The sequence below is a fragment of the Streptomyces sp. NPDC040589 genome (genome assembly GCF_055594445.1).
Genome location: NZ_JBVIWP010000001.1, coordinates 1,433,706 through 1,456,397, shown reverse-complemented (window position 1 = coordinate 1,456,397; position 22,692 = coordinate 1,433,706). Strand labels below are relative to the sequence as shown.

Sequence of the window (22,692 nt, the reverse complement as noted above, 5' to 3'; positions counted from 1 at the left end):
GTCACCGCAGGTCGCGATGGAGCCGGAACCGCCCGCCGTGCGTGAGCCGCACTCCGGGCGTCCCCGAGAACAGCTCGTGCCCCTGGTCGTGATCACCGGCCTCGGCCGCCTCCTGGTGGGCCTCGGCGCTGGTCCACTCCGTGTACAGCAGCACCCGGCTGCCGTCGACGCTGTGCAGGAAGTGGGCCGAGATCGCCCCGGGGTGGCCGCCTTCGCGCGGCTGGTCCGCGATCACCGCGTCGGTGAACGACCGCTGCCGCTCGGGCCCGTCGACATCGAACGCGGCGGTGATCAGACAGCCCGGGACCCGTGTCTCCCGCTCCTCGGCCAGGCCGCGGTAGAGGCGATAGCTGGGCGGGCTGGCCGGCGGAACCCCGGCGTCGTCCTCCCATCGAGCGAGCGTCAGCACGGTCTCCCCGTCCGTGCTCAGGAACCAGCTGACGTCGGCCGGACCGGCGGGCGACGGCTCCAGTAACGCCGACTCGTCGTCCACGAGGGCCTGTTGCCGGTCGGGGCCGTCGGCATAGCGGGTGCCGATCACCCATGTGCCGGGGGCGGACAGGTCCGGGAAGGGTGCTGAGGGCACGGACGGAACTCCTTCACGTGTGCGGAGACGGAAGCGGAACCGTGATCGTGCCCGTGGACGGCGGGGAGCGGTCAACTGCTTTTCACCGGCGTCCTACACCGCCAGCCACACCGCCTGGTCCGGCCCCAGCCGGCCGTTCTCCAGCGGGCCGCTGGACAGGAGGAGCCCGGAGTGTGCGGGCAGCTCGTACGGCTCGGCGGAGAGGTTGACCACGCACACGAAGCCCGGGTCCCGGGTGAAGGCCAGCACCCCGGCCGGTGTGTCCAGCCAGGTCATCGTGCCGTCGCCGAGGGCGGGGTGGTCGCGGCGGACGCGCAGCGCCGCACGGTAGAGCTCCAGCATGGACGCCGGGTCGCCGGTCTGGCTCTCGACGGTGTGCTCGGCCCAGAGCGCGGGCTGGGGCAGCCAGGGGCCGGCCGTGGCGCCGTCGGGGCTGAAGCCGTAGGGAGCCGTGCGCCCGGACCAGGGGATCGGGACGCGGCAGCCGTCGCGGCCCCGGTCGGTGTGGCCGGAGCGTTCCCAGGTCGGGTCCTGGAGGACGTCCTCGGGCAGGTCCTCGACCTCGGGCAGGCCGAGTTCCTCGCCCTGGTAGACGTAGGCGCCGCCGGGCAACGCGAGCATCAGCAGGGCGGCGGCGCGGGCCCGCCGGGTGCCGAGCTCGAAGTCCAGGGGCCCTTCCGGGCGGTAGCTCTCGTTGGCCACCCAGCGCTTGGCGGTGCGGCGGCCGTAGCGGCTCGGGTGGCGCGTCACGTCGTGGTTGGAGAGGACCCAGGTGGCCGGTGCGCCGACCGCGCCGAGCATGGCGAGGGAGTCGTCGATGACCGCGCGCAGGTCCTTGGGGTCCCAGCTCGACATGAGGAAGTCGAAGTTGAAGGCGGTGTGCAGACCGTCCCGGCGGACGTACGCCGCCAGCCGCTCAGGCGTGTCGGCCCAGGCCTCGGCGACGAAGGAGCGGTCGCCGGGGAACTCGTCGGCGACCCTGCGCCAGGAGCGGTATATCTCGTGCACCTCGTCCCGGTCCCAGTGCGGATGGTCGACGTGCTGCAACGGAAGCCCCGCGTCCGGGTCCCGGCGGGGCGGCAGGTCCGGCAGCTCCGGGTGCTTGATCAGGCCGTGGGCGACGTCGATACGGAAGCCGTCGACGCCCCGGCCGAACCAGAACCGCAGGACGGACTCGAACTCGGCCCGCACCTCGGGGTGCTGCCAGTTCAGATCGGGCTGCTCGGGAGCGAACAGGTGCAGATACCACTCCCCGTCGGGCAGCCGGGTCCAGGCCGGGCCGCCGAAGCAGGACACCCAGTCGTTGGGCGGCTGCGCCCCGTCGGCTCCGCGCCCGGGCCGGAAGACGTAGCGCTCGCGTTCCGCGCTGCCCGGCCCGGCGGCCAGCGCCGCCTGGAACCAGGCGTGCTGGTCGGAGGTGTGGTTGGGCACGATGTCGGGGATCACACGGATCCCGTGCGCGTGCGCCTCCTCGATGAACCGCTCGGCGTCGGCCAGGGTGCCGAACAGCGGGTCGATGGCCCGGAAGTCGGCGACGTCGTAGCCGTGGTCGGCCATGGGCGACTTGTACCAGGGGTTGATCCAGACGGCGTCCACACCGAGGGACTTCAGATAGGGCAGGCGGGAGCGGAGCCCGGCGATGTCGCCGACGCCGTCGCCGTTCCCGTCGGCGAAGCTGCGGATGTAGACCTGGTAGATGACGGCACTGCGCCACCAGGGTGCGGTGAAAGACACGAGGTGTGGCTCCTTCGAAGTCTCAGGGGACGTGTCTACTTGGCGGCGCCGGCGGTGAGCCCGGCGACGATACGGCGCTGGAAGAGCAGCACCATGACCACCAGCGGGACCGTGACGAGGACACCGGCGGCCATCTGGCTGCCGAACGGCGTCTCGTAGGTCGTGGCGCCGGTGAACTTGGAGATGGCGACGGTCGCGGTCTGCATGCCGGGCTTGTTGGTCATCGACAGGGCGATGAGGAACTCGTTCCAGGCGCAGATGAAGGTGATGATCGCGGTGGTGAAGATGCCCGGCGCGGCGAGCGGCACGATGACCTTGCGGAAGGCCTGGCCGCGGGTGCAGCCGTCGACCATCGCCGCGTGTTCCAGCTCGTCCGGCATCTGCCGGAAGAACGTGGTCAGGTTCCACACCGCCAGTGGCAGCGCGAAGGACATGCTCGGCACGATCATCGACTGGTAGGTGTTGATCCAGCCGATGTCCGTGAACAGCTTCAGCAACGGCACCACGATCGAGACGACCGGGAACATCGAGGTGGCGATGATCAGCGTGAGGATCAGCCGCTTGAAGCGGAACTCCAGCCGGGCCATCGCGTAGGCGGTGAACGTGGCGAGCAGCAGCGCCGCCGCGGTCGTGATCCCGGCGACGACCAGACTGTTGAGCAGCGCGCGCCCGAACCCCTGCGTGGGGTCGAACACGGCCCGGTAGTTCTCGAAGGACAGCGGGGCCGGGACGAGCGAGGTGTCGAAGATGTCGCCGGTGCGGCGGAGGCTGGAGACCAGCATCCAGTAGAACGGGGCCAGACAGTAGGCCACCACCGCGGCGATCCCCAGATACGGCAGCCACCGCCGCCACTTGACCGTGAGCGTCATGCCGCCACCTCCGTACGACGGCGCCTTCTCCCGCTGTCGCCCCCGACGAGGTCGGCGCCGAGCAGCCGCACGAAGGCGAGCGCGATTAGGAACACGTACAGGAAGAGGATCACCGCGTACGCGGAGGCGGGCCCGAAGCGGACGTTGGCCGCCTCGTTCTGCGCGAGCATCGACAAGGTCTCCACCGAGTGTTTCTGCGCGCCGACGAGGATGTAGGGCAGGTCGAACATCCGCAGCGCGTCCATGCAGCGGAACAGCACCGCGACCAGCAGCGCGGGCTTCACCAAGGGCAGGGTGATGTGCCAGAACTGGCGCGCCGGACGGGCCCCGTCCATGCGGGCCGCCTCGTAGACCTCCTTCGGGATCACCTGGAGGCCGGCCAGCACCAGCAGCCCGATGAAGGGCGCGGTCTTCCACACCTCGGCGACGATCACGGCGACCTTGGCGTGGAAGCCCTCGGTGGTCCACAGGATCTGCTGCCCGAGCAGCGCGTTGGCGACGCCGTCGCTGTTGAAGATCCACCGCCACAGCAGTCCGGAGATGGCCGTCGGCACCGCCCAGGGCACCAGGATCCCGGCCCGCACCAGGGCCCGGCCCCGGAACGCCTTGTGCATGATGAGCGCCATGGCCACCCCGACCACCGTCTCCAGGCCGACCGTGACGACGGTGAAGAACGTGGTGTTCCAGAAGGCGTTCCAGAACCGCGCCCCGGCCTCGCCGAAGATCTCGGCGTAGTTCTGGAGCCCGACGAACGGCTCGGTGTCGCTGATGAACCCGGTCCTCGGGTCCAGCTCCTTCGCCCCGTACAGCGACTCCTTCAGCGCCATGAGCGTCGGGTAGAGCACGACGATCGTCAGCACCAGCAGCGTCGGCGAGACCAGCAGCGCGGCCAGCCGCCCGGAACCGGCGGTCGCCCGGCCGGGCTTCGGCGCCCGCGGAGGTTCCGTACGGACATCGGCCTCTGCCGGAGTCCCGGTCATGACCCCGGCCCTCACAGCGCCACCGCCTTCCGCAGCGCCTTCTGCAGGTCCTTCAACGCCCGCGCGCTGCTCTTCTCCCCGGTCAGGGCGGCGTACGTCTCCCGCTGGACCGCCGAGGTCACATCGCCGTACTGCACCACCCGGGGCCGCGGCACGGCCCGCAGGATGGACTCCTTGAGCACCGGCAGATACGGGTACCGCGCGATGAGCGCCTTGTCGTCGTAGAGGGAGGCGTACGGCGGGGCGACGGAGGCGTCCTCGAGGAAGGTCCTGGTGTTCTCCTCACTGGACATGAACCTGATGAAGTCCAGGGCCGTCGCCTTGTTCCCGGCGGAGGAGGACACGGCCATGTTGTGCCCGCCGAGGCTGGAGGAGCCGGGCCCGTTCAGACCGGGCAGGGGCGCGGTGGCGAACTTGCCCTTGACGCCGCTCTTCTGGGCCAGGGAGTACGCGTACGGCCAGTTGCGCAGGAACACCAGCTTGCCGGACTGGAAGGCCTGGCGTCCGTCCTCCTCCAGGTAGGTGATGGCCTTCCTCGGGATCGTGCCGTCCTTGAAGGAGCCGGCGAGGAAGTCCAGGCCCTTCCTGGCCTCGGGGGTGTCGACGTCCGGCTTGCCGTTCGGGTCGGTGACGGTGCCGCCCGCGGAGTTCACCGCCTCGGCGAAGTTCACCGTCAGGCCCTCGTACTTCTGGAACTGCCCGGCGTAGCAGGACATGCCCTTCGCCTCGGGCAGCCTCTTCACCTTGGCGCAGGCGGCGGTCATCTGCGCCCAGGTCGTCGGAGGCCGGGCGACACCCGCCTTCTTCAGCAGGTCGGTGCGGTAGTAGAGCAGGCCGCCGTCCGAGCTGCCCGGCACCGCGTACAGACCGCCGCGGTAGCGCGAGGTCTCCACCACCGGCTTCAGCATCCTCCCCAGCGGGAACCGCTTCTCGGGCAACCGGTCGATCCACCGGTGGGCGGCGAACTCCGAGGTCCACACGGCGTCGAGGGACAGTACCGTGTACGCGTCGGACTTCGTCTCCGCGTTCTGGATCATCTGCTGGCGCTGCGCGTCCGGGTCCGTCGGCAGCTGGATGAAGGTGACCTTCTCCTTCGGATGCGCCTTGTTCCAGCGGTCGAGCATCGGCTGGACGGTGCCCGTGGTGTCCTTGCCGGCCACGTACGTGATGGGCCCGCGCCCTTCGAACGACGGTGGCCCGGCCTGCCCGGAGCCGCTGCCGCAGGCGGTGAGAAGAAGCCCGGTGGCGGCGAGCGCGGTGGCTCTGCTGGTGGTTCTGGTCGTCATGTCTCTCCTGGTCGCGCGGAACCGGGGTCATGGCTGCTGCTGAGACTGCGTTGTCACGGAATGAATGATGGAGATGTGCAGGTCAGGGCGATGCTGATGAAGCTTGCAGGGGTCTCGTCAGGGCCATTCGGACAACGCTTGCAAGCTAGGGGCGTGTTTTGCCGAAGTCAATGCGTTACGCGGGGGTAATCGGCTGACTGCTTGGGCTTCACTCCCGTGAAAGCGCTGTCACAATCAGAGGTGGGGGAGCGAATCCCTGTGCTAACGTCCGGCCCATGCCTCCAGCTCAGCGGCACCCCACGATGGCCGACGTCGCCGAACGGGCCGGGGTCTCCACCTCCACCGTCTCGCGCACGCTGCGCGGCCTGTCCACGGTGTCGCCGGAGGTGCGCGCCCGGGTGGAGAAGGCCGCGCGCGAACTGAACTTCGCCGTGTCACGGCAGGCCGCGAGCCTGGTCACGGGCCGGACCGGGACGGTCGCGGTGATGGTCCCGACGCTCAACTCGTGGTTCATGGGATCCGCCCTGTCCAGCCTGGCCCCGCTGCTGCGGGCGGCGGGCCTGCAGCTGAACGTCTACGAGATCCCGGACCTGGCCGAGCGCACGGCCTTCTTCGAACACCTCCCGGCGCGCCGCAACGCCGACGCGCTCCTGGTGTTCTCCTTCGACCTCACCGACGAGGAGACGGCCCGGCTGGACGACCTCGGCATGCCGGTGATCTACGTCAGCCAGCACGTCGACGGCCGCCCGAGCGTCTACGTCGACGATGTGGCCGGTGCCCTGCACGGCACCCGGCACCTGCTCAACCTCGGCCACCGCCGGATCGCCTTCGTCCAGACGCAGGGCGCGAGCGGCTTCACCTTCAGCTCCGACGAACGGCTGCTGGGCTACCAGCAGGCGCTCACCGAGGCGGGCGTCCCGCTCGACGACGACCTGGTGGTCTCCACCCGGGTCGGCGACAAGCGCGCCGCCGCCGAGGCGCTCGGCACGCTGCTGAGCCTGCGCGAGCCGCCGACCGCCCTCTTCGCCGAGCAGGACGAGGTCGCCGTCGCCCTCATCTGGAACCTGCGCAAGACGCGGATCGCCGTGCCCGAGCGCATCTCCGTCCTCGGCTTCGACGACCAGCCGCTGGCGGACTGGTTCGACCTGTCCACGGTCGCCCAGTCACCGTCGGACATGGGGCGCGAGGCAGGCGAACTGGCGCTGAAGCTCATCGGCGACGCCGAGGGGGAAGACGGCCGGCATCTGGTCCTGCCGACGCATGTGATCCCCCGTTCCACGACGGCACCGGTGGCCCAACCGGCTGATCAGCCCTTGAGCGAGTAGAACCCCATCGGGGAGTTCGGCTCGAACCCGATGCGCGGATACACGGGCGCTCCGGCGGCGGTGGCGTGCAGTGTCGCCCGGGTCAGTCCGGTGGCACGACCACCCTCGTACAGCGCCTTGCGCGTCACCGCCTCCCCGTATCCCCGCCGCTCCCACTCCGGATCGGTGGCGACCATCATGACGAAGAGCCGCCCCTGTGCCGCCACCGTGGCGGCACAGCTCACGGGCGTACCGTCCCGTAGCCCCAGATAGGCGTGCACCTCGCTCTTCCACAGCGAGGACGTGGCGAGCCCGTCCCGCCCGTCTTCCAACGGAAACCCGTACGCACGCGAGTTGATGTCCGCGTAAGCCCGCAGCAGCTCGTCATCGGTGACGCGCGCGAAGGTCAGCTCGGGGTGGACCGGTTCGGGAAGGGGCAGCAGGTCTCCCGCCATGCCGGTGCCGGGAAACGCGTAGGCGAGCCCCGCTTCCCCGGCGGCCTCCCCGAGCACGGCCCGTGCCTCGCCGTCGAGGAGATCCTCGAAGACCCATAAGAACCCGGACCGTTCCTTCGACCGCATGACCTCCGCCGCCTCGTTCAGCCGCTGCTTCAGAAGCCCCGCGTCCGCGCCGACGTCGGTCAGCGTCACGCAGTTCCAGAAGGCGAACCGGCAGTCGGCCCACCGCACGGCGATCCCGGGAAGGTCGCGGACATCCGCACGCGGATCCCGGTCGAGGACCATCACCCGCCAGACGGCGGCGAGTTGCTCCATCGACTCGATCGAGTCCGCGAGATCGCGCGTATCACGCCTGTCGCGCATGAGTACCCCTCAGATCGGTGGCGGGACAAGGGAGTTGTACGCACTCCGCACCCTGCCCTCCACAGACCTCTCTCATCCACACCCGGGAAGATTCTCGATCGCGAACCGCGAGGCGCTCACCCCTACACTGAGCTGCGTTTTCAAGATGATCGGAGCACGACATGCGTCGCCTCGCCACCGCTTTCGTGGCGGTCAGCGTCCTCGCACTCGCCGGATGTGCGCAGGACTTCGACAAGGGCCCGGAGGGCAAGGTCACCGAGAAGGTCAAGGACGGGAAGAAGTTCTATCTGGTCGTTGACCCGGCGAAGGCCGGTGACGAGACGAAGTTCAGGGTCAGCAAGTACGACTACCACGACTGCAACCGGGGCTCGAAGTACCCCAAGTGCGTCGGGGACTGAGCCGCGCCCGCTAGACAGCCGGGCGGGCGACCACGTTGATGTTGAACGTGTGAGAGCCCAGCCCGCCCGCGATGCCCATGAAGAGCAGGGCGAAGTGCTCCTGTCCGCGTGCGGTGCGGATACCGCCGATGTCGAGCTGGGACGACGGCGGCCAGCCGAGGTCGGTGAGCAGCCGTCCGGTGGTGCGCTTCGCCTCGGCGTCGTCGCCGGAGAGGAAGACGGTGCTCGGGCCGTCCAGATCACCCGGGGCGATCATCACCGCGGAGTCCATGGTGCACAGCGTCTTCACGACGGGGGTCAGGGGGAACGCGTCCTGGATCCGTTCCCCCAGGCTGCTGTTGGGGTGCGAGAGCTCGACGAAGTCGTCGGAGAGGCCGACCCCGACATCGATCAGCGGGATACCGGCGAGCGCCGGGGCCCCGATCGAGTGCAGCAGCTCCACGGAGACGGTCCCCGGGGTGGCGTTGACCAGGACCTCCGCGTGAGCGGCCGCTTCGCTCAGACTCCCCACGGGGAGCCCGAGGTCCGTCCGTTCCCCGGGCCGGCGTGAGCCGAGGAGGACGTCATGCCCCGCGGCGCTCCAGCCGTGGGCGAGTGCTCGGGCGACGTTGCCGGTGCCAAGTAGTCCGATACGCATGGCTGGGACGGTAGCCCCCGCCGGGACCACGGCGAATCGGGCCCCGGGCCCGGGTGGCCCGGCACGAAAGACCTAGTCCGGTGGTCGCCCACCCGGGACCCTCACGTCCGTCGTCGCCCTACCGTGCCGTGGGCGAGTGCCCGGCCTCTGAGTCCCCGGGCAGGTCCTCGCGCAGTGGTCGCCGGTCGGCGGCCTTCCGGTGCCAGGCGCCGTACCGCTTCGCGAGGACCACGGCCGACATGCCGTGCAGGAGGATGCTGAGCGCGACGGTGACCGCGATCACCCGGCCGAGGAGCTGAAGGCCCGGGACGTGTTCCTCCACCAGGAGAAGCCCGAAGACGACGGAGGCGAGGCCGCGCGGCCCGAACCACCCGATGTAGGCGACCGTGGGAAGGGCCAGGCCGGTCCCGGCCAGGGAGAGGGCGACCGGCAGCATCCGGATCACGGTGAGGCTCAGCACGGCATAGACGACGATCCGCCAGTCGAGGTCGTCCAGCGTCGGCCCGAGCAGGACGGCACCGAAGACCAGGAAGCTCAACGAGGCGAGAAGGTCGGCGAGATGCCCGGCGAGACCGGCGGAGTCGTCGACGGCGGCCGACGCCTCAGCCGGTGCCTCCGCCGGTCCGCCGCGCCGCAGGGAGACACCGAAGGCGAAGCCTGCCACCCAGGCCGCGATGAAGCCGCTCCCCTCGAGGACGACGGCCAGGGTGTACGCGCCCGCGGCCACGGCCAGGACGAAGGTCTGCCGCCAGTCACCACTGATCCAGCCCCTCGCACGCGACCAGCGCAACAGCCACCCGCCGAGCCCTCCCGCGACCAGTCCCCACGCGGTACTGAGCACCAGCGCCCGCCAGAAGACCCCGGCGGCTCCCTCCTGCGAGGCCATGGTTCCGGGCAGCGCCGCGAGGAAGAGCACGAAGAAGGGCAGCACCATACCGTCGTTGAGGCCGGATTCGACATTCAGGCCGCCGCGCACCAGCGGGGGGACACGCCGGTCGGAGACCGCTGTCTTGCCGAGAGCGGCGTCGGTCGGCGCGAGAACGGCACCGAGCAGGGCCAGTTCCCACAGGGTCAGCCCCGGCAGCAGGGGCCACGCCAGCAGCCAGCCCGCCCCGATGGTCAACGGCAGACCGATGCCCAGCAGGCGGCCCGGGAGGAATCCGCCGATACGCAGATCCCGTCCCCGTACGGACATCGCGTCGGTGAACAGGACCAGCGTCAGGGCGGCTTCGACCAGGGTGAGCACGGGGCCCGCGTCGTGCTTCAGGTCGAGCAGACCGAGCCCGATCGGGCCGATGGCGATCCCGCAGCCGGTGAACACCATCGGCCCCGACACGACGGTCGTGGTCAGCCGCCGGGAGAAGAGGGCGTACCCCGCCGTAACGGCGGCCACGGCCGCCCCCGCCCACGCGCTGCCGCTCACCGTGCCTCACCCGTCAGGGCGTGCGGTCACGAGTGGAGGACCTTCTCCTTGGCCCGGCGGAACTCCTCGTCGGAGATGTCGCCGCGGGCCCGGATCTGCGAGAGCTTGGCGAGCTGGTCCGCCTCGCTGGCCGGGCCGGTGGCGCCGACCGTCTCGCGGATGTAGCGGTCCGTCTCGTCCATCTTGGCCTTGACGTGGTCCTGTTCACGTTTGCCCATGCCCTTGCCCCGGGCGATGAGGTAGACGAAGACGCCAAGGAAGGGGAGGACGATGGTGAAGACCAGCCATCCCGTCTTGGCCCAGCCGCTCAGGGAGTCGTCGCGGAAGATGTCGACGATGACGCGGAAGAGCAGGAAGATCCATATGACCCACAGGAAGATCCACATGATCGTCCAGAAGGCCCCGAGAATCGGGAAGTCGTAGGCCAGGTTCACATAGTCGCCCGTCACCGCTCCTCCTCTCCGGGAAGGTCAAGACCGAACGCCTCGCCGATGGCGCGCGCGGCGGACACCACGCGGGCGCTGCCCACCACGGGGGCGATCGCCACGAGCGTTCCCTGGATCTTCTCCAGCGGCACGCCGGCGTCCGCGGCGGTGCCGATGTTGAGGAGGTAGGAGGGAGCGGAGGCGTCCATGGCCACCAGAGCCGCGATGCGTGCCAGCAGATACGTCTCCTCGTCCAGCCCGGACCGCTCGAAGGTGTCGAGCGTCATCTGGATGAGCGTCTCGAACACCGGCGCGTTCGCCTCGGCGAGAGCGGCGACGCCGCCCGCCCCTGTCCCTTGCTCAGCCATCTCAGGCTCCTTTCCCTGGTGGTTGGTGCGACATCCGGCGTGGCTGCGCCGTCCCGGAGGCCGCGGCAAGGGTTCCGAGAAGAGCCAGCACGAGGACGACGATGCCGAGGACGAGCGCCACGGACCCGGGGGTGGGGTAGTTCCACAGCACCAGGGCGAGCGCTCCGCCCGCGATGGCGATGCCGGTGGTCCACTTGCGGTGCGCGTCCAGCCAGTGGCCGGTGGCGCCGGTGCGCATTCCGTGGCGGGCCATGGACCGGCCCGTCGCCCCGGTTCCGCCCGCCGCCGCGCGTCTGATCCACCGGGCGCCGCGTCCGGGCCCGTACAGGTAGGCGGCCAGCGCGGTGATCACCGCGATGACCAGGACCGTGACCGTGGTGTTCTTGAGGAAGCGGAGGAAGATGTCGTAGATGTCGGCCGCGGTGTCCTGAGGCAGGGCGGTCGTGGAGACGGAGTCCAGATAGATCTGGCGCATCAGGGCGAGGCCGACGAGCAGCACGATCATCATGACCCCGACGCCGATGGCCGTGGTCAGCAGGGCGACGCGGTGCGCGGGCCCGCTCCAGACGGCGAGTGCCGCCAGGACCAGGACCAGGACCGGGAGCCAGACGCCGAGGACGTTCAGCAGACGCATGGCGCCCTGGGCCTCGTCGAGCTTGTCGGTCTGGAACAGGGTGATCGTCTTGTCGACGTCGGGGATCTTCGAGGCTTGATCGAACCCGGCGTCCACCAGTCGTTGCTCGACGTTGTCGACGACGGTGCCGAGGTTCAGGTCGATGCTGTCGTCACCGGCCTGGACGGCGCTGCCGCCCTCGCCGGTGAGAACCTTGACCACGGCGGCGTGAGCCCGTCGGTTGGTGTCGTCCCACACCTCGGCGAACTGGTCGCTGGTCACCACCCGCTGCACGATGCGGTGGACGGCCGAGTCGAGAGCGCTCTTCAGCGGGCCGGTCAGCGCATCGGCGCCCTGGACCACCCGAGGCGGTGCGCCTTCCCGCTCCAGCGTGCGCGCGACGGCATCGGTGAAGGCGGCGACATCGACGTTGTCGACCACGCGCTTGGTGAGCCGGTCGGTCACGGTGTTCTGGACGGAGGGCTCCGTGGCGATCGGAGCGACGGTCTGGACGTACCGGTCGGTGTCGGCGACCTCCGAGTCCACCCAGGCGGCGACCACGGCCAGCGGCGCCAGGAGGAAGGTGAGGACCAGCAGCACGGAGGTCGCCGTGTAGCGCAGACGCCGGTGGTGAACGGAGGCAGCCTTGCGCAGCCGCTCGTATTCCTCCCGTTCCGTGGCGCTCAACGGAGGTTCGCCGACCGGACGGTCGCGGCCTTCCGAAGCAGACGAGGAACCGTCGGAGGAATCCATAAGTCTCCCTCGCGCTGCTTTTCGGGATGTTTTTCCTGTTTGCCAACTTTATCGAGGGCGGGCGGACGGCGCATCGCGAACTGAAGGCGCAAGGAGTGCCGACGGATACGCGAGTTCGAGGGCCAGTGGCGTCGGATCCTCAACGGCTGACCACCGGACCCGCTCGTGTCGCAGCCCTACCGCGGCCTCAGCAACGTCGGCGCGTGGAACTCCCCGAGCCCCGTGACCCGGTCCCGGTCCAGCCAGTAGCGGCGCGGCTCCGCGAGCATGACGGCCACGCTGACGGCGGTGACGCCGGGGATCCTCGCCAACTCGCCGTCGATGAAGCGGGCCAGGGCGGAGCGGTCGGCGACCAGGCCGGTGGCGAGGACGGACAGGTCGCTGGCGACATGCGCGGCGAGGCGGGTCTGGGGGAGCAGGTCGATGCGGCGCATGACCTCGGGGGTCTCGCCGGGCTCGACGCGCAGCCGCAGCATGAACGGGGTCTGGAAGCCGAGCCACTCCGACACGATCTCCAGCCGGGGCTGGACCCAGCGCTCGTCCAGGGCCCGGCGCACGACGCGGTGCGCGGTGGACGTGGCCAGGTCCGCGGCCCGGGCGATGCTCGCGGCGGAGGCACGGCCGTCCCGCAGCAGCAGGGCGACGACCGCGCGCTCGGACTCGCTCAGCGGCCGGTCGGGGGGCGTCGCCGTCGCGGTGCCCTCCGGCCGCGTGCCGGTCAGCTCCAGGAGACCGGCACGCTCGCCGCCGGTCAGGAACTGCGGGTCCCAGGTGATGCCCCGGCGCAGGGTGCTGAGCGCGGGCAAGGCGTTGACGCGACGGACGCCGGGGATCGAGAACATCCGGTCGATCGCCTCGCTCGTGGCCGCCTCCGAGGGGGCGTGGACGACGGCGTAGAGGGGGTAGTCGCCGGAGATCTGCGCCAGCAGCTGGAGGTGGGGGAGGGCGCGCAGCCGATCCAGGACGGCCAGCGGGGTCTCGCCGGTGATGTCCAGGAAGACGTGGACCGGCATCGCCGTGGAGTGCATGCCCCAGTCGGCCTGCCCGATGACGCGGACCATCCGGGCCTCGTGCAGCCGGTCGAAGCGGCGCTTCAGCGTGCCGGCGTCGGCGGACAGGATCCCGCCGATGTCGTCCCAGGTCGCCCGGGGGGCCAGGTGCAGCGCCCCGATCAGGCGCCGGTCGAGCTCGTCGAGGAGAGGGCGCGTCATGGTGCCCCACCTTAGACCGCGGGCACCTGCCGATTAATCCCACTGTTACATGCAGGGTCTAGAGAATCTCTCACTTCGCTGTCATGGTTTGCGGGAACGTCCCCCAGCGTCCCTCGACGCGTCCCCCGCGCGTCGCCTCGAAACCTCCCCTCATGCGCGAAGAGGTACCCATGAGCGCCACCTCCACCGAGCCCCGGCCCACCGAGCCCCCCTCGAGAGCCCTGCGTGCCGCGTTCCGCGCCTTCGCGGCGATCGAGAAGGTCGGCAACAAGCTGCCCAACCCCTTCTGGCTGTTCTGGATACTCGCCGGGGTCGTGATCGTCCTCAGCGCGATCCTGGCGGCGGCCGGTGTCAGCACCCTGCACCCCGGAACGCACGACACCATCGAGGTGCGGAGCCTGCTCAGCAAGGCGGGGCTGACGACGATGGTCGAGGGGGCCGTCGACAACTTCGCGACCTTCCCGCCGCTGGCCACCATCCTCATCGTGGGCTTCGGCATCGCGGTCGCCGAGGCCAGCGGCCTGTTCACGACCCTGCTGCGCCGCATGGTCGCGCGCGTGCCGGGCAAGTACCTCACCTTCGCGCTGTCGATGACGGCGATGGTCGCGCATGTCGCCGGTGACGCCGCGTACGTCACCCTCATCCCGCTCGGCGCGCTCGTCTTCCGCGCGGCCGGCCGCAGCCCCGTCCTCGGCTGCGTCGTCGCCTACGTCGCCATCTCCGCCGGCTACGACGCCTCACCGGCGATCACCACCACCGACACCCTGCTGTCGTCGATCTCCACGGCCGCGGCCCACACCATCGACCCGGACCACGTCGTCACCCCGGTCGCGAACTACTTCTTCGGCCTCGCCTCGTCCGTCCTGGTCGCCCTGGTCATCACGGTCGTCGTCGAGAAGGTCATCGCCAGGCGCTCGGACCTGGACCCCGACGAGCCGGTCAAGGCGCTGACCGCCGAGGAGCTGAAGGCGGTCGAGGTCACCCCGGAACAGCGCCGCGCCCTGCGCAGGACCGGCCTGGCCGCGCTCGGCTTCGTCGCGGTCGTCGCGGCAGCCATGGTCCCGGCGGACTCCCCGCTGCGCGGTGAGCACGGCTCCCTGGTCGAGTCCCCGGTGATTACCGGCATGTCGGTCGTGCTCTTCCTGTTCTTCTCCCTGCTCGGCTGGGTCTACGGGCGCGGCGTCGGGACCTTCCGCACCGCGAACGACATCGTCGACGCGCTGGTCGAGGGCGCCCGCAGCTACGCCCCGATCCTCGTGCTGTTCTTCGCGATCTCCCAGTTCCTCGCCTACTTCAAGTGGACGAACATCGGCAACGTCATCGCCGTCGAGGGCGCCGAGACGCTGAAGGGCATGCACCTCAGCGGGTGGACCGTGCTGGTCGGCATCGCCGTACTGATCACCTTCATGAACCTTGTCATCACCAGCGGCTCCGCCCTGTGGGCGCTGGCCGCTCCGGTGCTCATCCCGATGCTGATGCTCATCGGCATCGAGCCGGAGACCACCCAGGCCGTCTACCGCGTCGCCGACTCGGTCACCAACTGCGTGACCCCGATGAGCCCCTACTTCGCCATGTGCCTCGGCTTCATCCAGCAGCACAAGAAGTCCGCCGGCATCGGCACGCTGGCCTCCTTCACCATCCCGATCGCCGCCGTCGTCTGGATCGTCTGGGTCGCCTTCTTCGTGGCCTGGTACCTGCTCGGCATCCCGTTCGGCGTCGGCTGACCCGACCCTTCAGCAGCCCACCCGACACCGTCGTACGAGACGTGCGACAGACACGAGAAAGCCGGTCATGACCACATCGTCACCCGCACCCGCCGCCGTCACCGCCCGCGCACAGGAGGTCTCGTCGGAGATCGTCACCGACATCCTCGCCCTCGTCCGTCAGGAGACCGGAAGCTACGACCTGCCGGGACTCGCGGCGGGCCTTGACCTCCTGCGCGAGCTGGCCGTCCACAGGCTGGGGAAGCCCGACCGCGAGCAGCGGTACGACGGCGGCGCGTGCGGTGACACCCTCACCCTGACGTACCACGGCACCGGACCCGGGCACGTCGCCCTCGTCGGCCACTACGACACCGTGTGGCCGGCCGGCACGCTCGCCGGATGGCAGCAGCCGCCGGCCGGCCCCGACGGAAGGGAGAAGCTCAGCGGGCCGGGCATCTTCGACATGAAGACCGGCCTGGCCCAGGGCATCTGGGCCCTGAGGCTGGCCCGCGAGACCGGCACGCCCCTGCCCACCGTCACCTTCCTCTTCAACGGCGACGAGGAGATCGGCTCCCTCTCCTCCCGCCCGGTGATCGAGGAGACCGCCCGGAAGGCCGACGCCACGCTGGTCCTGGAGCCCACCGCCCACGGCGCGGTCAAGACCTCCCGCAAGGGCTCCGGGATCTTCAAGGTCACCGCCACCGGGGTCGAGGCGCACGCCGGGCTGGCCCCGCAGGACGGGGCGAGCGCGATCACCGCGCTGTCCGAGTTCGTCCTCGCCGCGGCGAGGATCGCCCGCCCCGAGAAGGGCACGACCATCAACACCGGCCTGATCAGCGGCGGTTCGGCCACCAACGTCGTCGCGGGCCGGGCCACCGCCAGCGTCGACATCCGGGTCGGCAGCGAGCCCGAACAGGATCGCGTGGACGCCGAGTTCGCCGCCATCGAGGTCAGCGACCCGCGTGTGCGCATCGAGGTCGACCACGCCTGGAACCGGCCGCCCATGACCCTGAACACCGCCTCCGCCCCGCTTCTCGCCCTCGCCCGCGACGTCGCCCGCGCGCAGGGCCGCGCCGACCTTCCCACCGCCGCCGTCGGCGGTGCCAGCGACGCCAACTTCGTCGCCGCCCTCGGCCTGCCGGTCCTGTGCGGCATGGGCGCGGTCGGCGACGGTGCCCACGCCCAGGGCGAGTTCATCCACCCCGACACGGTGCCCGCCCAGACGGCCCTGGTCGCCGGCCTGCTGGCCCGGCTGACGGAGCCGCCGCGGGGCTGAACGCGGCGGGCGGGGGTAGGCGGTTCCGGCAAGGTCCCTCGTACGGAAGTGATGCCCGCCCCATGGCCCAGACACGAGACGTCGTCGAACTCATCCTCCAGGACCACGGAAGAATGGAGGAGCTCTTCCACCTGATGCGCAGCGTCGAAGCCGACCGGGCAGCCGCCCTGCGGGAGTTCGCCGACCTGCTGATCGCGCACGCGCTGGCGGAGGAGTCCGAGGTGTACCCCGCCCTCAAGCGCTACCGGAACATCGACGACGACGAGCTCGAGCACGGCGAGGAGGAGCACGAGGAGGGCAACAGGGCGCTTCTCGAACTCCTGGAGGTCGACGAGGTCGGCTCCGCGGAGTGGGACGAGAAGCTGGAAGAGCTGGTGAAGGCCATCACCCACCACACCGACGAGGAAGAGCGCACCATCCTCAACGGCGCCCGCGAGAACGTCGCCATGGACCAACGGGAGGAACTGGGCGGGGCGTTCCTGGCAGAGCGTGAGCGCCTGCTGAAGGAGGGCTGCGGAGCGGTGGACAACGTGCGCCGCATCGTCCGCTCCTGACCGCGCCGCGTCGCCGCGTACGCGGCGGGGTCAGCGATTGCGTGGAGTGACCAGGCCGGATTCGTAGGCGAGTACCACGAGCTGGGCCCGGTCGCGGGCATGGAGCTTGGCCATGGCCCGGTTGATGTGAGTCTTCGCGGTCAGCGGGCTGATCACCAGGCGGTCCGCGATCGCGTCGTTGGACAGCCCCCGCGCGACCAGCGCGACGGCCTCTCGTTCGCGGTTGGTCAGTTCTTCCAGCCCCGCGCCGGCACCGGTGGCGAGCGGCTGGGTGACGTACTGGTCGATCAGCCTGCGGGTGATCGACGGGGCCAGCAGCGCGTCGCCGCGGGCCGCGACGCGCACCGCGTGCAGGAAGTCGTCCGGCAGGATGTCCTTGACGAGGAAGCCCGCGGCGCCGGCGCGCAGCGCGTGGAAGACGTACTCGTCCATGCCGTAGTTGGTCAGGATGACGACGTGCACACCGGCCAGGTCCGGGTCGGCGGCGATGCGCCGGGTGGTCTCGATGCCGTCGAGGACCGGCATCTGTACGTCGACGAGCGCGATGTCGGGCAGGTGTTCCCTAGCGAGTGCCAGGCCCTCCATGCCGTCGCCGGCCTCGGCCACCACCTCGATGTCTTCCTCGAGGTCGAGGAGCGCGCGGAAGCCGCTGCGCACGAGCGGCTGGTCGTCGACCAGCAGCACACGGATCATGAGGTGTGCTCCAGGGGGAGTTCGGCCTGGACGGTGAAGCCGCGCTCGCCGCGCGGTCCGGCACGCATCCGGCCGCCGAGGGCGGTGACGCGTTCCCGCATGCCGAGCAGCCCCATGCCGGGCACCGGGGCGCTGTCCGGTGTGGCCTCGCCGTCGTCGTCGACCCGGATCGCGAGGGAGTCGCGGTGGTAGGCGATGCGGACCGACGCGGTGGCCGCGCAGGCATGCCGGGCGACGTTGGTCAGCGACTCCTGCACGATCCGGTAGGCGGTCCGGCCCACCGCCGCCGGCACGTCGGGCCGCTGTCCTTCGATCACCAGGTGCGCCTCCAGGCCCGTCCGGCCGGCCCGTTCCACCAGCTCCGGGATGTGGTCGAGCCCGCACGGCGGGCTGGTGTCATCGTCGCGCAGGGCCTGGAGGGTGGCGCGCAGCTCCCGGGTCGCCTCCCGGCCCGCCTCCTGGATCGCCACCAGCGCCTCCGGCACCTGCTCGCCACGCCTGCGGGCGACGTGGACGGCGACTTCGGACTGAACCTTGATGATCGAGATCTGATGGGTCAGCGCATCGTGCAACTCCCGTGCGATGCGCAGCCGTTCCTCATCCGCGCGACGCAGTGCGGCCTCCTCGCGGGTGCGCTCCGCCTCGTCCGCCCGCCGCTCGGCTTGCCGCAGCGCCTCCCCGGCGGCACCGGCCGCGACCAGCCACGCGATCTCCAGGGCGCCGCGGGCCCGCGCGTACGCCTCCTCCATGTCGTGCAGGGAGACCAGGGTGGCGAGCGGCAACGCGGCCACCATGACCACCGACGCGATCACCGTGACGGTGCGGTGCCCCGCTCGCACCGCGGCGTACACCGCGAACAGGAAGGCGACGACCGGCACGTCGAACCCGGCCGCCTGATACCCCATCGCGCACAGCCCGGTGGCGGCCAGCACGAGGACGGGAGCCCGGCGGCGGGCGGCCAGCGCCAGACCGCCCGCTGCCAGCAACGCCCAGCCCAGCAGGCCGAGTTCCGTGCCGGAGTGCTTCCCGGACCGCCCGGCGAGCAGCAACGCCACCGCCACGCCGACGGCGACAGCCCAGTTCATGACACCGGGTGGGACACCGAACCGTCCTCTGTTCATGCGCGCACCCTAGCCACAGGCCGGCGGGGGCGAGTCCCGCTGGGGCATGAGCGCCCAACTACCGCGGGCGCGGTACCGGTACCCCCGCCTGCCGCGTCGGCGGTAGACGGGTGCGCCGTCGGCGGCAGCGCGAAGTGCCTGCGGCCGGGGGACGACCGGAGGTGTCCCCGCAGGCAGCATCGGGTGACATCCGGAAGCCAGCCCCACGAAGCAGGAGGCCCAGCATGCGCACATCAGTGGTTCTGCGCGCCGCGGTCCAGCCGACCGCCGCCGATGTCTACGACATGAGCGCCGGGCGGCTCGGGGCCGTCGCGGCCGGCGTGCTCGCGCTGATCGGCGTGGTGGTCGGTGGGCTGGCCCTGGCCCGCCCCACCGGCCGTTTCGGCACCGGCACCGGACGGCGCGGCGCCGCCACCGCTCTGACGGCGGGGCTGCTCGCCATCGTCCTCGGCGCTCTGGTGGCGGCCACCGCCGACGGAGGGCTAGGCACCGGCAACGGGCTGGGAGGAGCCTTCGTGGCCCTGATCGTGGGACTGATCGCCATGGCCCTCGGAGGGCTGGCACTGACCCGCGATCCTGAGGTGTGACGGGTCAGTGGTGGGAGTGGACGACGGCGTGGCCCTTGCCGCGGCCGATCATCCACTTGTTGACCGGCGTGGTGATCGCGAACGCCACGGCGAAGCCGCCGAGCAGCGCGTACCAGAACAGCCCGTCCGACAGATGGGCGTCCATCGCTCCCGGCGTCAGCGCGATGATGACGTTGTCGACCAGTTCCATCACCGCGATGGAGACGGTGTCGGCGGCCAGGGCCACCTTGATCGCCGCCTTCGGGGACACCCCGGCGCGTACCACCGCGAAGAGGGTGAACGAGTAGCCGAAGACGAAGGCCAGGGCGATCGCCAGGATCATCGTCGGCACGTTGCCCCACCCCAGGGCGGTCCCGATGACCATGCCGAGGATCTCACCGATGGCACATCCGGTGAGGCAGTGCAGTGTCGCCTTCATCGCCGTCGTCCAGGTCGTGCCGTGGTCCATGACCTTCATCTCCATTCGACGCTCCGCAAGAACTCGGACGGCCTCAGAACGGAAACATATACCCCCCGTGGGTATCTGAACAGGGGTGGGGCGGGCACCCACCGGGAGCCCGCCCCACCCTGACGCGCTGCGGTCAGTCCTTGCCGAGCAGCTTGTTCATCTGCTCGATCTCCGCGCTCTGCGAGGTGATGATCTCTCCGGCCATCCTGGTGGCCGGTCCGTAGGCACCGTCGGCCTGCTCGGTCTTCGCCATCTCGACCGCGCCCTCATGGTGTTTGATCATCAGCTTCATGAAGGCGGTGTCGAAGGCCTTGCCCGAGGCTTTCTCGAGCTCGGTCATCTCCCCGTCCGTCATCATGCCGCCCATGTCGTGCGCGGAATGGTCCATGGCACCCTTCGCGGGCACGTCCTCGCCCCAGGAGGTCAGCCAGCCGGAGAGCGTCTTGATCTCCGGGTCCTGGGCCTTCCTGATGTCCGCGGCGAGCTTGCTCACCTCGGCCGACTGCGCCCGGCCGGACGCGAGGCCGGCCATCTCGACGGCCTGGCGGTGATGGGGGATCATCCCCTGCGCGAAGGCCACGTCGGCGGCATTGCGCTGCCCCTGCGACGCGGAAGCGGACGCGGAGGAAGAGGCGGAAGCGGAGGCGGTGGCCTTGTGGCCGCCGTGTCCGGCCGAGCTGTCGCTGTCGCCGTCTCCACCACAGGCGGCCAGGACGAGCGCGGCCGCACCTGCGGCGACAACGGCGGCACCGCGGCGGGCGAGTGAACGGTTTTGGATCATGGTTGTGCAACTCCTCGACGCGCGCCGTTCGCGGCGCGCGGTGGGAACGGATGTGAGGGCGTGCGAAGGCACGGCACCCGTCACCGGAGAACTCCGGACGAGGGGGTGCCGAGCGGGCCGCTCTATATCCGCAGAAGCTGCAGCTCGGAAAGATCGGGCGGAGCCCGGCCGTCATGAGGCGCCCCCGAGGAGGCCGCAGCGGGCGCGGGGGCCTGGGGCGCGTCCGGCAGGACGCCGGTCAGCGCGGGCGGCGTGTACGCCGAACCGATTCCGGCGGCCGCACACGTCCCGTCGGCGTGTTCGAGATGCCCCGAGCCGCCATCCGCATGCGCGCAACCCCCGCTCGCGTGCGGTACACCCGCCGCGGAGGCCATCACCATGTCGTGACCGGCAGCTCCCTGCGTCGCCGGCATCCCCCCGGGAGCGAGCCCGTGCATGCCCAGCACACCGGCCAGCACCGCCATCACCAGCAACCCGAGCAGCCGACCGGCGGGGCGGCTGCTGGATCGGGCGCTGGTGGTCACGGGCCCATCGTACGGGCCCGTCATGGGAGTTCCCCTTCAGCCTCGAAGGGGCTTGACCATGACGGCGTAGACAGGCGAGTCGGCGAACGGCTGTTGCTCGCCCGCCTTGGCGTACAGTGCCGCAACCGCGTGGGTTCGCCTCAGGTGCCGGCGCCGACCTTGGTCGTGTCGACCTCGGTGTCGGGCGACGGCGCGGATGGCTCGGTCTCCTTGCCGGACCTGAGGATTTCCCGGGCCTTGTCGGTGTCGAAGTCGTTCTCCCACTTGCCGATCACGATGGTGGCGACGGCGTTGCCGCACGATGAACGCACCGCCCGCGATGCCGGCGGTGCCCTTGCTGGTGAGCATCATGACGCCGACCATGACGCGATGCTGCTGCCAGGACAGGTCGATGCCCATGGCCTGGCCCAGGAAGAGGGAGGCCATCGTGAGGTAGACCGCGGAGTCGTCCAGGTTGAAGGAGAACCCTGACGGGATGACGATGCCGACGACCGGCCGGCCGACGCCGAGGGTCTCCAGCTTGCGCACGAGCTGCGGCAGGACGGCCTCGCTGGAACAGGTGCTCAGGGCGACGAGCAACTCGGCCTTGAGGAAGCGCATCAGGCCGATCCGCCTGCTGGACGACCTGTGGGACAAGTCCGACCGCTACCGGCGCCTCGGCCTCGAACTCCCGCCCGGCGACGAACCCCGTACCCGCGACCTCCAGGAGCACCACCAGCTCGTCGACCTCGTCGAGGACGGCCGGGCCGCCGAGGCGGCCCAGCTGATGCGCGACCACATCACCCACAGCCTCACCGCCACCGCCATCAGCGCGCTGGAAGACCGCGAAGGCGCCCGTACCGTGTGACGCGCGCCGACGGATGTCCGGACGCTGGAACGCGCGCGACCTGGCCGCCTGACGGCTCCTCTCGGCACGGAAAGGGCGAGGCCCGGAAGACCCCGCCCGAACACAAGGAACCCCAAGCTCACGGCCACACAAGGCAATAAGGCTGATGCCCCGCCTCATGCAGCCGATGCGAGAAGTCCTGCCACTCGTGCAGCAGTTGGTACACGTTGAACGCGTCCCGGGGCCCACCCCGGTCCGGCACCGTCGACCAGATGAAGGCCGCCGCGCCCACCGCCTCCTCGCCGATGCCCCGCAGGGGGTCGACGACGGTCATCGGGAGCTTCACCACCGCGTAGTCGGGGTGCAGGACGACCAGTTCCAGGGGCGGGACCTTGTGCAGGGGGACGCCCTCGATGCCCGTGAGGACCATCGCCGCCATGGTCTCCGGCTTGATCTTGGTGAACATGCCGTTCATGCCGAGCTCGTCGCCGCCGAGTTCCTCGGGGCGCATCGAGATCGGGACGCGGGCCGCCGTCGCACCGTCGGGTGCGCCGAAGTACTTGTACGTCACCCCCACCCGACCACCATTCCTGCTCCCCGCCCGAAGATCGTCCACCCGGCGTTCAGCCTGAAATTCATCCACGCGACGCTCACCCCGACGTTCAGCCCGAAGATCGTCCAGCCGATGTTCAGTACGTCCGTCGGGCCGCTCCGGTTCACTCTGCGGACCCTGCGTCTGACGAGTTTCCTGGGTGTCCTCCGCCTCGCGCC

At 70.4% G+C, this 22,692-nt stretch carries 26 protein-coding genes; 7 read left to right on the top strand and 19 right to left on the bottom strand.

Annotation, left to right across the window (positions count from 1 at the left end; all coding sequences use genetic code 11):
• Nucleotide 1 precedes the first annotated feature (1 nt).
• The 5 genes from ACZ58V_RS06755 to ACZ58V_RS06735 form a co-directional block, all read right to left on the bottom strand.
• Nucleotides 2-586, bottom strand: a complete 585-nt coding sequence (locus ACZ58V_RS06755; RefSeq protein ID WP_471288673.1) for a hypothetical protein — start codon at nucleotides 584-586, stop codon at nucleotides 2-4.
• Between the two features lie 93 nt (nucleotides 587-679).
• The gene (locus ACZ58V_RS06750) at nucleotides 680-2,320 is read right to left on the bottom strand and encodes a glycoside hydrolase family 13 protein (RefSeq protein ID WP_471288672.1); all 1,641 of its coding nucleotides are present in this window, start codon (nucleotides 2,318-2,320) and stop codon (nucleotides 680-682) included.
• A gap of 35 nt (nucleotides 2,321-2,355) precedes the next feature.
• On the bottom strand, nucleotides 2,356-3,189 hold the full coding sequence (locus tag ACZ58V_RS06745) for a carbohydrate ABC transporter permease (RefSeq protein ID WP_468186370.1): 834 nt from the start codon (nucleotides 3,187-3,189) through the stop codon (nucleotides 2,356-2,358).
• Entirely contained in the window at nucleotides 3,186-4,169 is a 984-nt protein-coding gene (locus ACZ58V_RS06740) for a carbohydrate ABC transporter permease (protein ID WP_468186373.1), read from the bottom strand. The genes ACZ58V_RS06745 and ACZ58V_RS06740 overlap by 4 nt, the downstream gene beginning before the upstream one ends.
• A gap of 11 nt (nucleotides 4,170-4,180) precedes the next feature.
• Nucleotides 4,181-5,455, bottom strand: a complete 1,275-nt coding sequence (locus ACZ58V_RS06735) for an ABC transporter substrate-binding protein (protein ID WP_471288669.1) — start codon at nucleotides 5,453-5,455, stop codon at nucleotides 4,181-4,183.
• A 302-nt stretch (nucleotides 5,456-5,757) separates the two neighbouring features.
• On the opposite strand from ACZ58V_RS06735, the gene ACZ58V_RS06730 reads away from it, so the two are divergent.
• The gene (locus tag ACZ58V_RS06730; protein ID WP_468188232.1) at nucleotides 5,758-6,780 is read left to right on the top strand and encodes a LacI family DNA-binding transcriptional regulator; all 1,023 of its coding nucleotides are present in this window, start codon (nucleotides 5,758-5,760) and stop codon (nucleotides 6,778-6,780) included.
• Here the strand turns inward: ACZ58V_RS06730 and ACZ58V_RS06725 are convergent.
• Nucleotides 6,762-7,580 carry a GNAT family N-acetyltransferase gene (locus ACZ58V_RS06725; protein ID WP_471288667.1) on the bottom strand — a complete coding sequence of 273 codons (819 nt, stop codon included), beginning with the start codon at nucleotides 7,578-7,580 and terminating at the stop codon, nucleotides 6,762-6,764. The genes ACZ58V_RS06730 and ACZ58V_RS06725 overlap by 19 nt on opposite strands.
• 161 nt (nucleotides 7,581-7,741) lie before the next feature.
• Between ACZ58V_RS06725 and ACZ58V_RS06720 the strand changes: the two genes are divergently transcribed.
• Entirely contained in the window at nucleotides 7,742-7,978 is a 237-nt protein-coding gene (locus ACZ58V_RS06720; protein ID WP_031102696.1) for a hypothetical protein, read from the top strand.
• Nucleotides 7,979-7,988: 10 nt separating this feature from the next.
• Here ACZ58V_RS06720 and ACZ58V_RS06715 read toward each other — a convergent pair whose 3' ends face one another.
• The 6 genes from ACZ58V_RS06715 to ACZ58V_RS06690 form a co-directional block, all read right to left on the bottom strand.
• Complete coding sequence (locus ACZ58V_RS06715) at nucleotides 7,989-8,615, bottom strand: NADPH-dependent F420 reductase (RefSeq protein WP_468186379.1); 627 nt, start codon at nucleotides 8,613-8,615, stop codon at nucleotides 7,989-7,991.
• A gap of 118 nt (nucleotides 8,616-8,733) precedes the next feature.
• Nucleotides 8,734-10,038 (bottom strand): cation:proton antiporter, encoded by a 1,305-nt coding sequence (locus ACZ58V_RS06710; RefSeq protein ID WP_471288664.1) that lies wholly within the window; start codon nucleotides 10,036-10,038, stop codon nucleotides 8,734-8,736.
• 26 nt (nucleotides 10,039-10,064) lie between these two features.
• Nucleotides 10,065-10,424, bottom strand: a complete 360-nt coding sequence (locus tag ACZ58V_RS06705; RefSeq protein ID WP_468188236.1) for an SHOCT domain-containing protein — start codon at nucleotides 10,422-10,424, stop codon at nucleotides 10,065-10,067.
• Nucleotides 10,425-10,483: 59 nt separating this feature from the next.
• Nucleotides 10,484-10,831, bottom strand: coding sequence for a carboxymuconolactone decarboxylase family protein (locus ACZ58V_RS06700; protein ID WP_471288662.1), 348 nt, complete (start codon nucleotides 10,829-10,831; stop codon nucleotides 10,484-10,486).
• Nucleotide 10,832: 1 nt separating this feature from the next.
• Entirely contained in the window at nucleotides 10,833-12,131 is a 1,299-nt protein-coding gene (locus ACZ58V_RS06695) for a hypothetical protein (RefSeq protein ID WP_471288661.1), read from the bottom strand.
• Nucleotides 12,132-12,373: 242 nt separating this feature from the next.
• Complete coding sequence (locus tag ACZ58V_RS06690; RefSeq protein ID WP_468186390.1) at nucleotides 12,374-13,408, bottom strand: Lrp/AsnC ligand binding domain-containing protein; 1,035 nt, start codon at nucleotides 13,406-13,408, stop codon at nucleotides 12,374-12,376.
• Between the two features lie 170 nt (nucleotides 13,409-13,578).
• On the opposite strand from ACZ58V_RS06690, the gene ACZ58V_RS06685 reads away from it, so the two are divergent.
• From ACZ58V_RS06685 to ACZ58V_RS06675, 3 genes are all read left to right on the top strand, one after another.
• On the top strand, nucleotides 13,579-15,132 hold the full coding sequence (locus ACZ58V_RS06685; protein WP_468186393.1) for an AbgT family transporter: 1,554 nt from the start codon (nucleotides 13,579-13,581) through the stop codon (nucleotides 15,130-15,132).
• 67 nt (nucleotides 15,133-15,199) lie between these two features.
• The gene (locus ACZ58V_RS06680) at nucleotides 15,200-16,387 is read left to right on the top strand and encodes a M20 family metallopeptidase (RefSeq protein WP_468186396.1); all 1,188 of its coding nucleotides are present in this window, start codon (nucleotides 15,200-15,202) and stop codon (nucleotides 16,385-16,387) included.
• Between the two features lie 62 nt (nucleotides 16,388-16,449).
• Complete coding sequence (locus ACZ58V_RS06675; protein WP_471288659.1) at nucleotides 16,450-16,941, top strand: hemerythrin domain-containing protein; 492 nt, start codon at nucleotides 16,450-16,452, stop codon at nucleotides 16,939-16,941.
• 30 nt (nucleotides 16,942-16,971) lie between these two features.
• Here the strand turns inward: ACZ58V_RS06675 and ACZ58V_RS06670 are convergent, their stop codons facing one another.
• Nucleotides 16,972-17,634: a response regulator transcription factor gene (locus ACZ58V_RS06670; protein ID WP_359887629.1), complete on the bottom strand. Its 663-nt coding sequence runs from the start codon at nucleotides 17,632-17,634 to the stop codon at nucleotides 16,972-16,974.
• Nucleotides 17,631-18,755: a sensor histidine kinase gene (locus tag ACZ58V_RS06665; protein ID WP_471288657.1), complete on the bottom strand. Its 1,125-nt coding sequence runs from the start codon at nucleotides 18,753-18,755 to the stop codon at nucleotides 17,631-17,633. The genes ACZ58V_RS06670 and ACZ58V_RS06665 overlap by 4 nt, the downstream gene beginning before the upstream one ends.
• 224 nt (nucleotides 18,756-18,979) lie before the next feature.
• Here ACZ58V_RS06665 and ACZ58V_RS06660 point away from each other — a divergent pair, with 224 nt between their 5' ends.
• Complete coding sequence (locus ACZ58V_RS06660; protein WP_471288656.1) at nucleotides 18,980-19,342, top strand: DUF6223 family protein; 363 nt, start codon at nucleotides 18,980-18,982, stop codon at nucleotides 19,340-19,342.
• Nucleotides 19,343-19,346: 4 nt separating this feature from the next.
• Here ACZ58V_RS06660 and ACZ58V_RS06655 read toward each other — a convergent pair whose 3' ends face one another.
• The 4 genes from ACZ58V_RS06655 to ACZ58V_RS06640 form a co-directional block, all read right to left on the bottom strand.
• A complete protein-coding gene (locus ACZ58V_RS06655; protein WP_189728375.1) occupies nucleotides 19,347-19,805 on the bottom strand; it encodes a DUF4396 domain-containing protein in 459 nt (152 codons plus the stop codon).
• A 118-nt stretch (nucleotides 19,806-19,923) separates the two neighbouring features.
• Nucleotides 19,924-20,571: a DUF305 domain-containing protein gene (locus ACZ58V_RS06650; protein ID WP_471288655.1), complete on the bottom strand. Its 648-nt coding sequence runs from the start codon at nucleotides 20,569-20,571 to the stop codon at nucleotides 19,924-19,926.
• A gap of 122 nt (nucleotides 20,572-20,693) precedes the next feature.
• A complete protein-coding gene (locus ACZ58V_RS06645) occupies nucleotides 20,694-21,095 on the bottom strand; it encodes a DUF6153 family protein (protein WP_423572763.1) in 402 nt (133 codons plus the stop codon).
• A 36-nt stretch (nucleotides 21,096-21,131) separates the two neighbouring features.
• Complete coding sequence (locus ACZ58V_RS06640) at nucleotides 21,132-21,695, bottom strand: cation:dicarboxylate symporter family transporter (protein WP_471288654.1); 564 nt, start codon at nucleotides 21,693-21,695, stop codon at nucleotides 21,132-21,134.
• Between ACZ58V_RS06640 and ACZ58V_RS06635 the strand changes: the two genes are divergently transcribed.
• Nucleotides 21,682-21,942 carry an FCD domain-containing protein gene (locus ACZ58V_RS06635; RefSeq protein WP_423572769.1) on the top strand — a complete coding sequence of 87 codons (261 nt, stop codon included), beginning with the start codon at nucleotides 21,682-21,684 and terminating at the stop codon, nucleotides 21,940-21,942. The two genes, ACZ58V_RS06640 and ACZ58V_RS06635, sit on opposite strands and share 14 nt — an antisense overlap.
• 118 nt (nucleotides 21,943-22,060) lie before the next feature.
• Here ACZ58V_RS06635 and ACZ58V_RS06630 read toward each other — a convergent pair whose 3' ends face one another.
• Complete coding sequence (locus ACZ58V_RS06630) at nucleotides 22,061-22,498, bottom strand: hypothetical protein (RefSeq protein ID WP_003974483.1); 438 nt, start codon at nucleotides 22,496-22,498, stop codon at nucleotides 22,061-22,063.
• Between the last annotated feature and the right edge of the window lie 194 nt (nucleotides 22,499-22,692).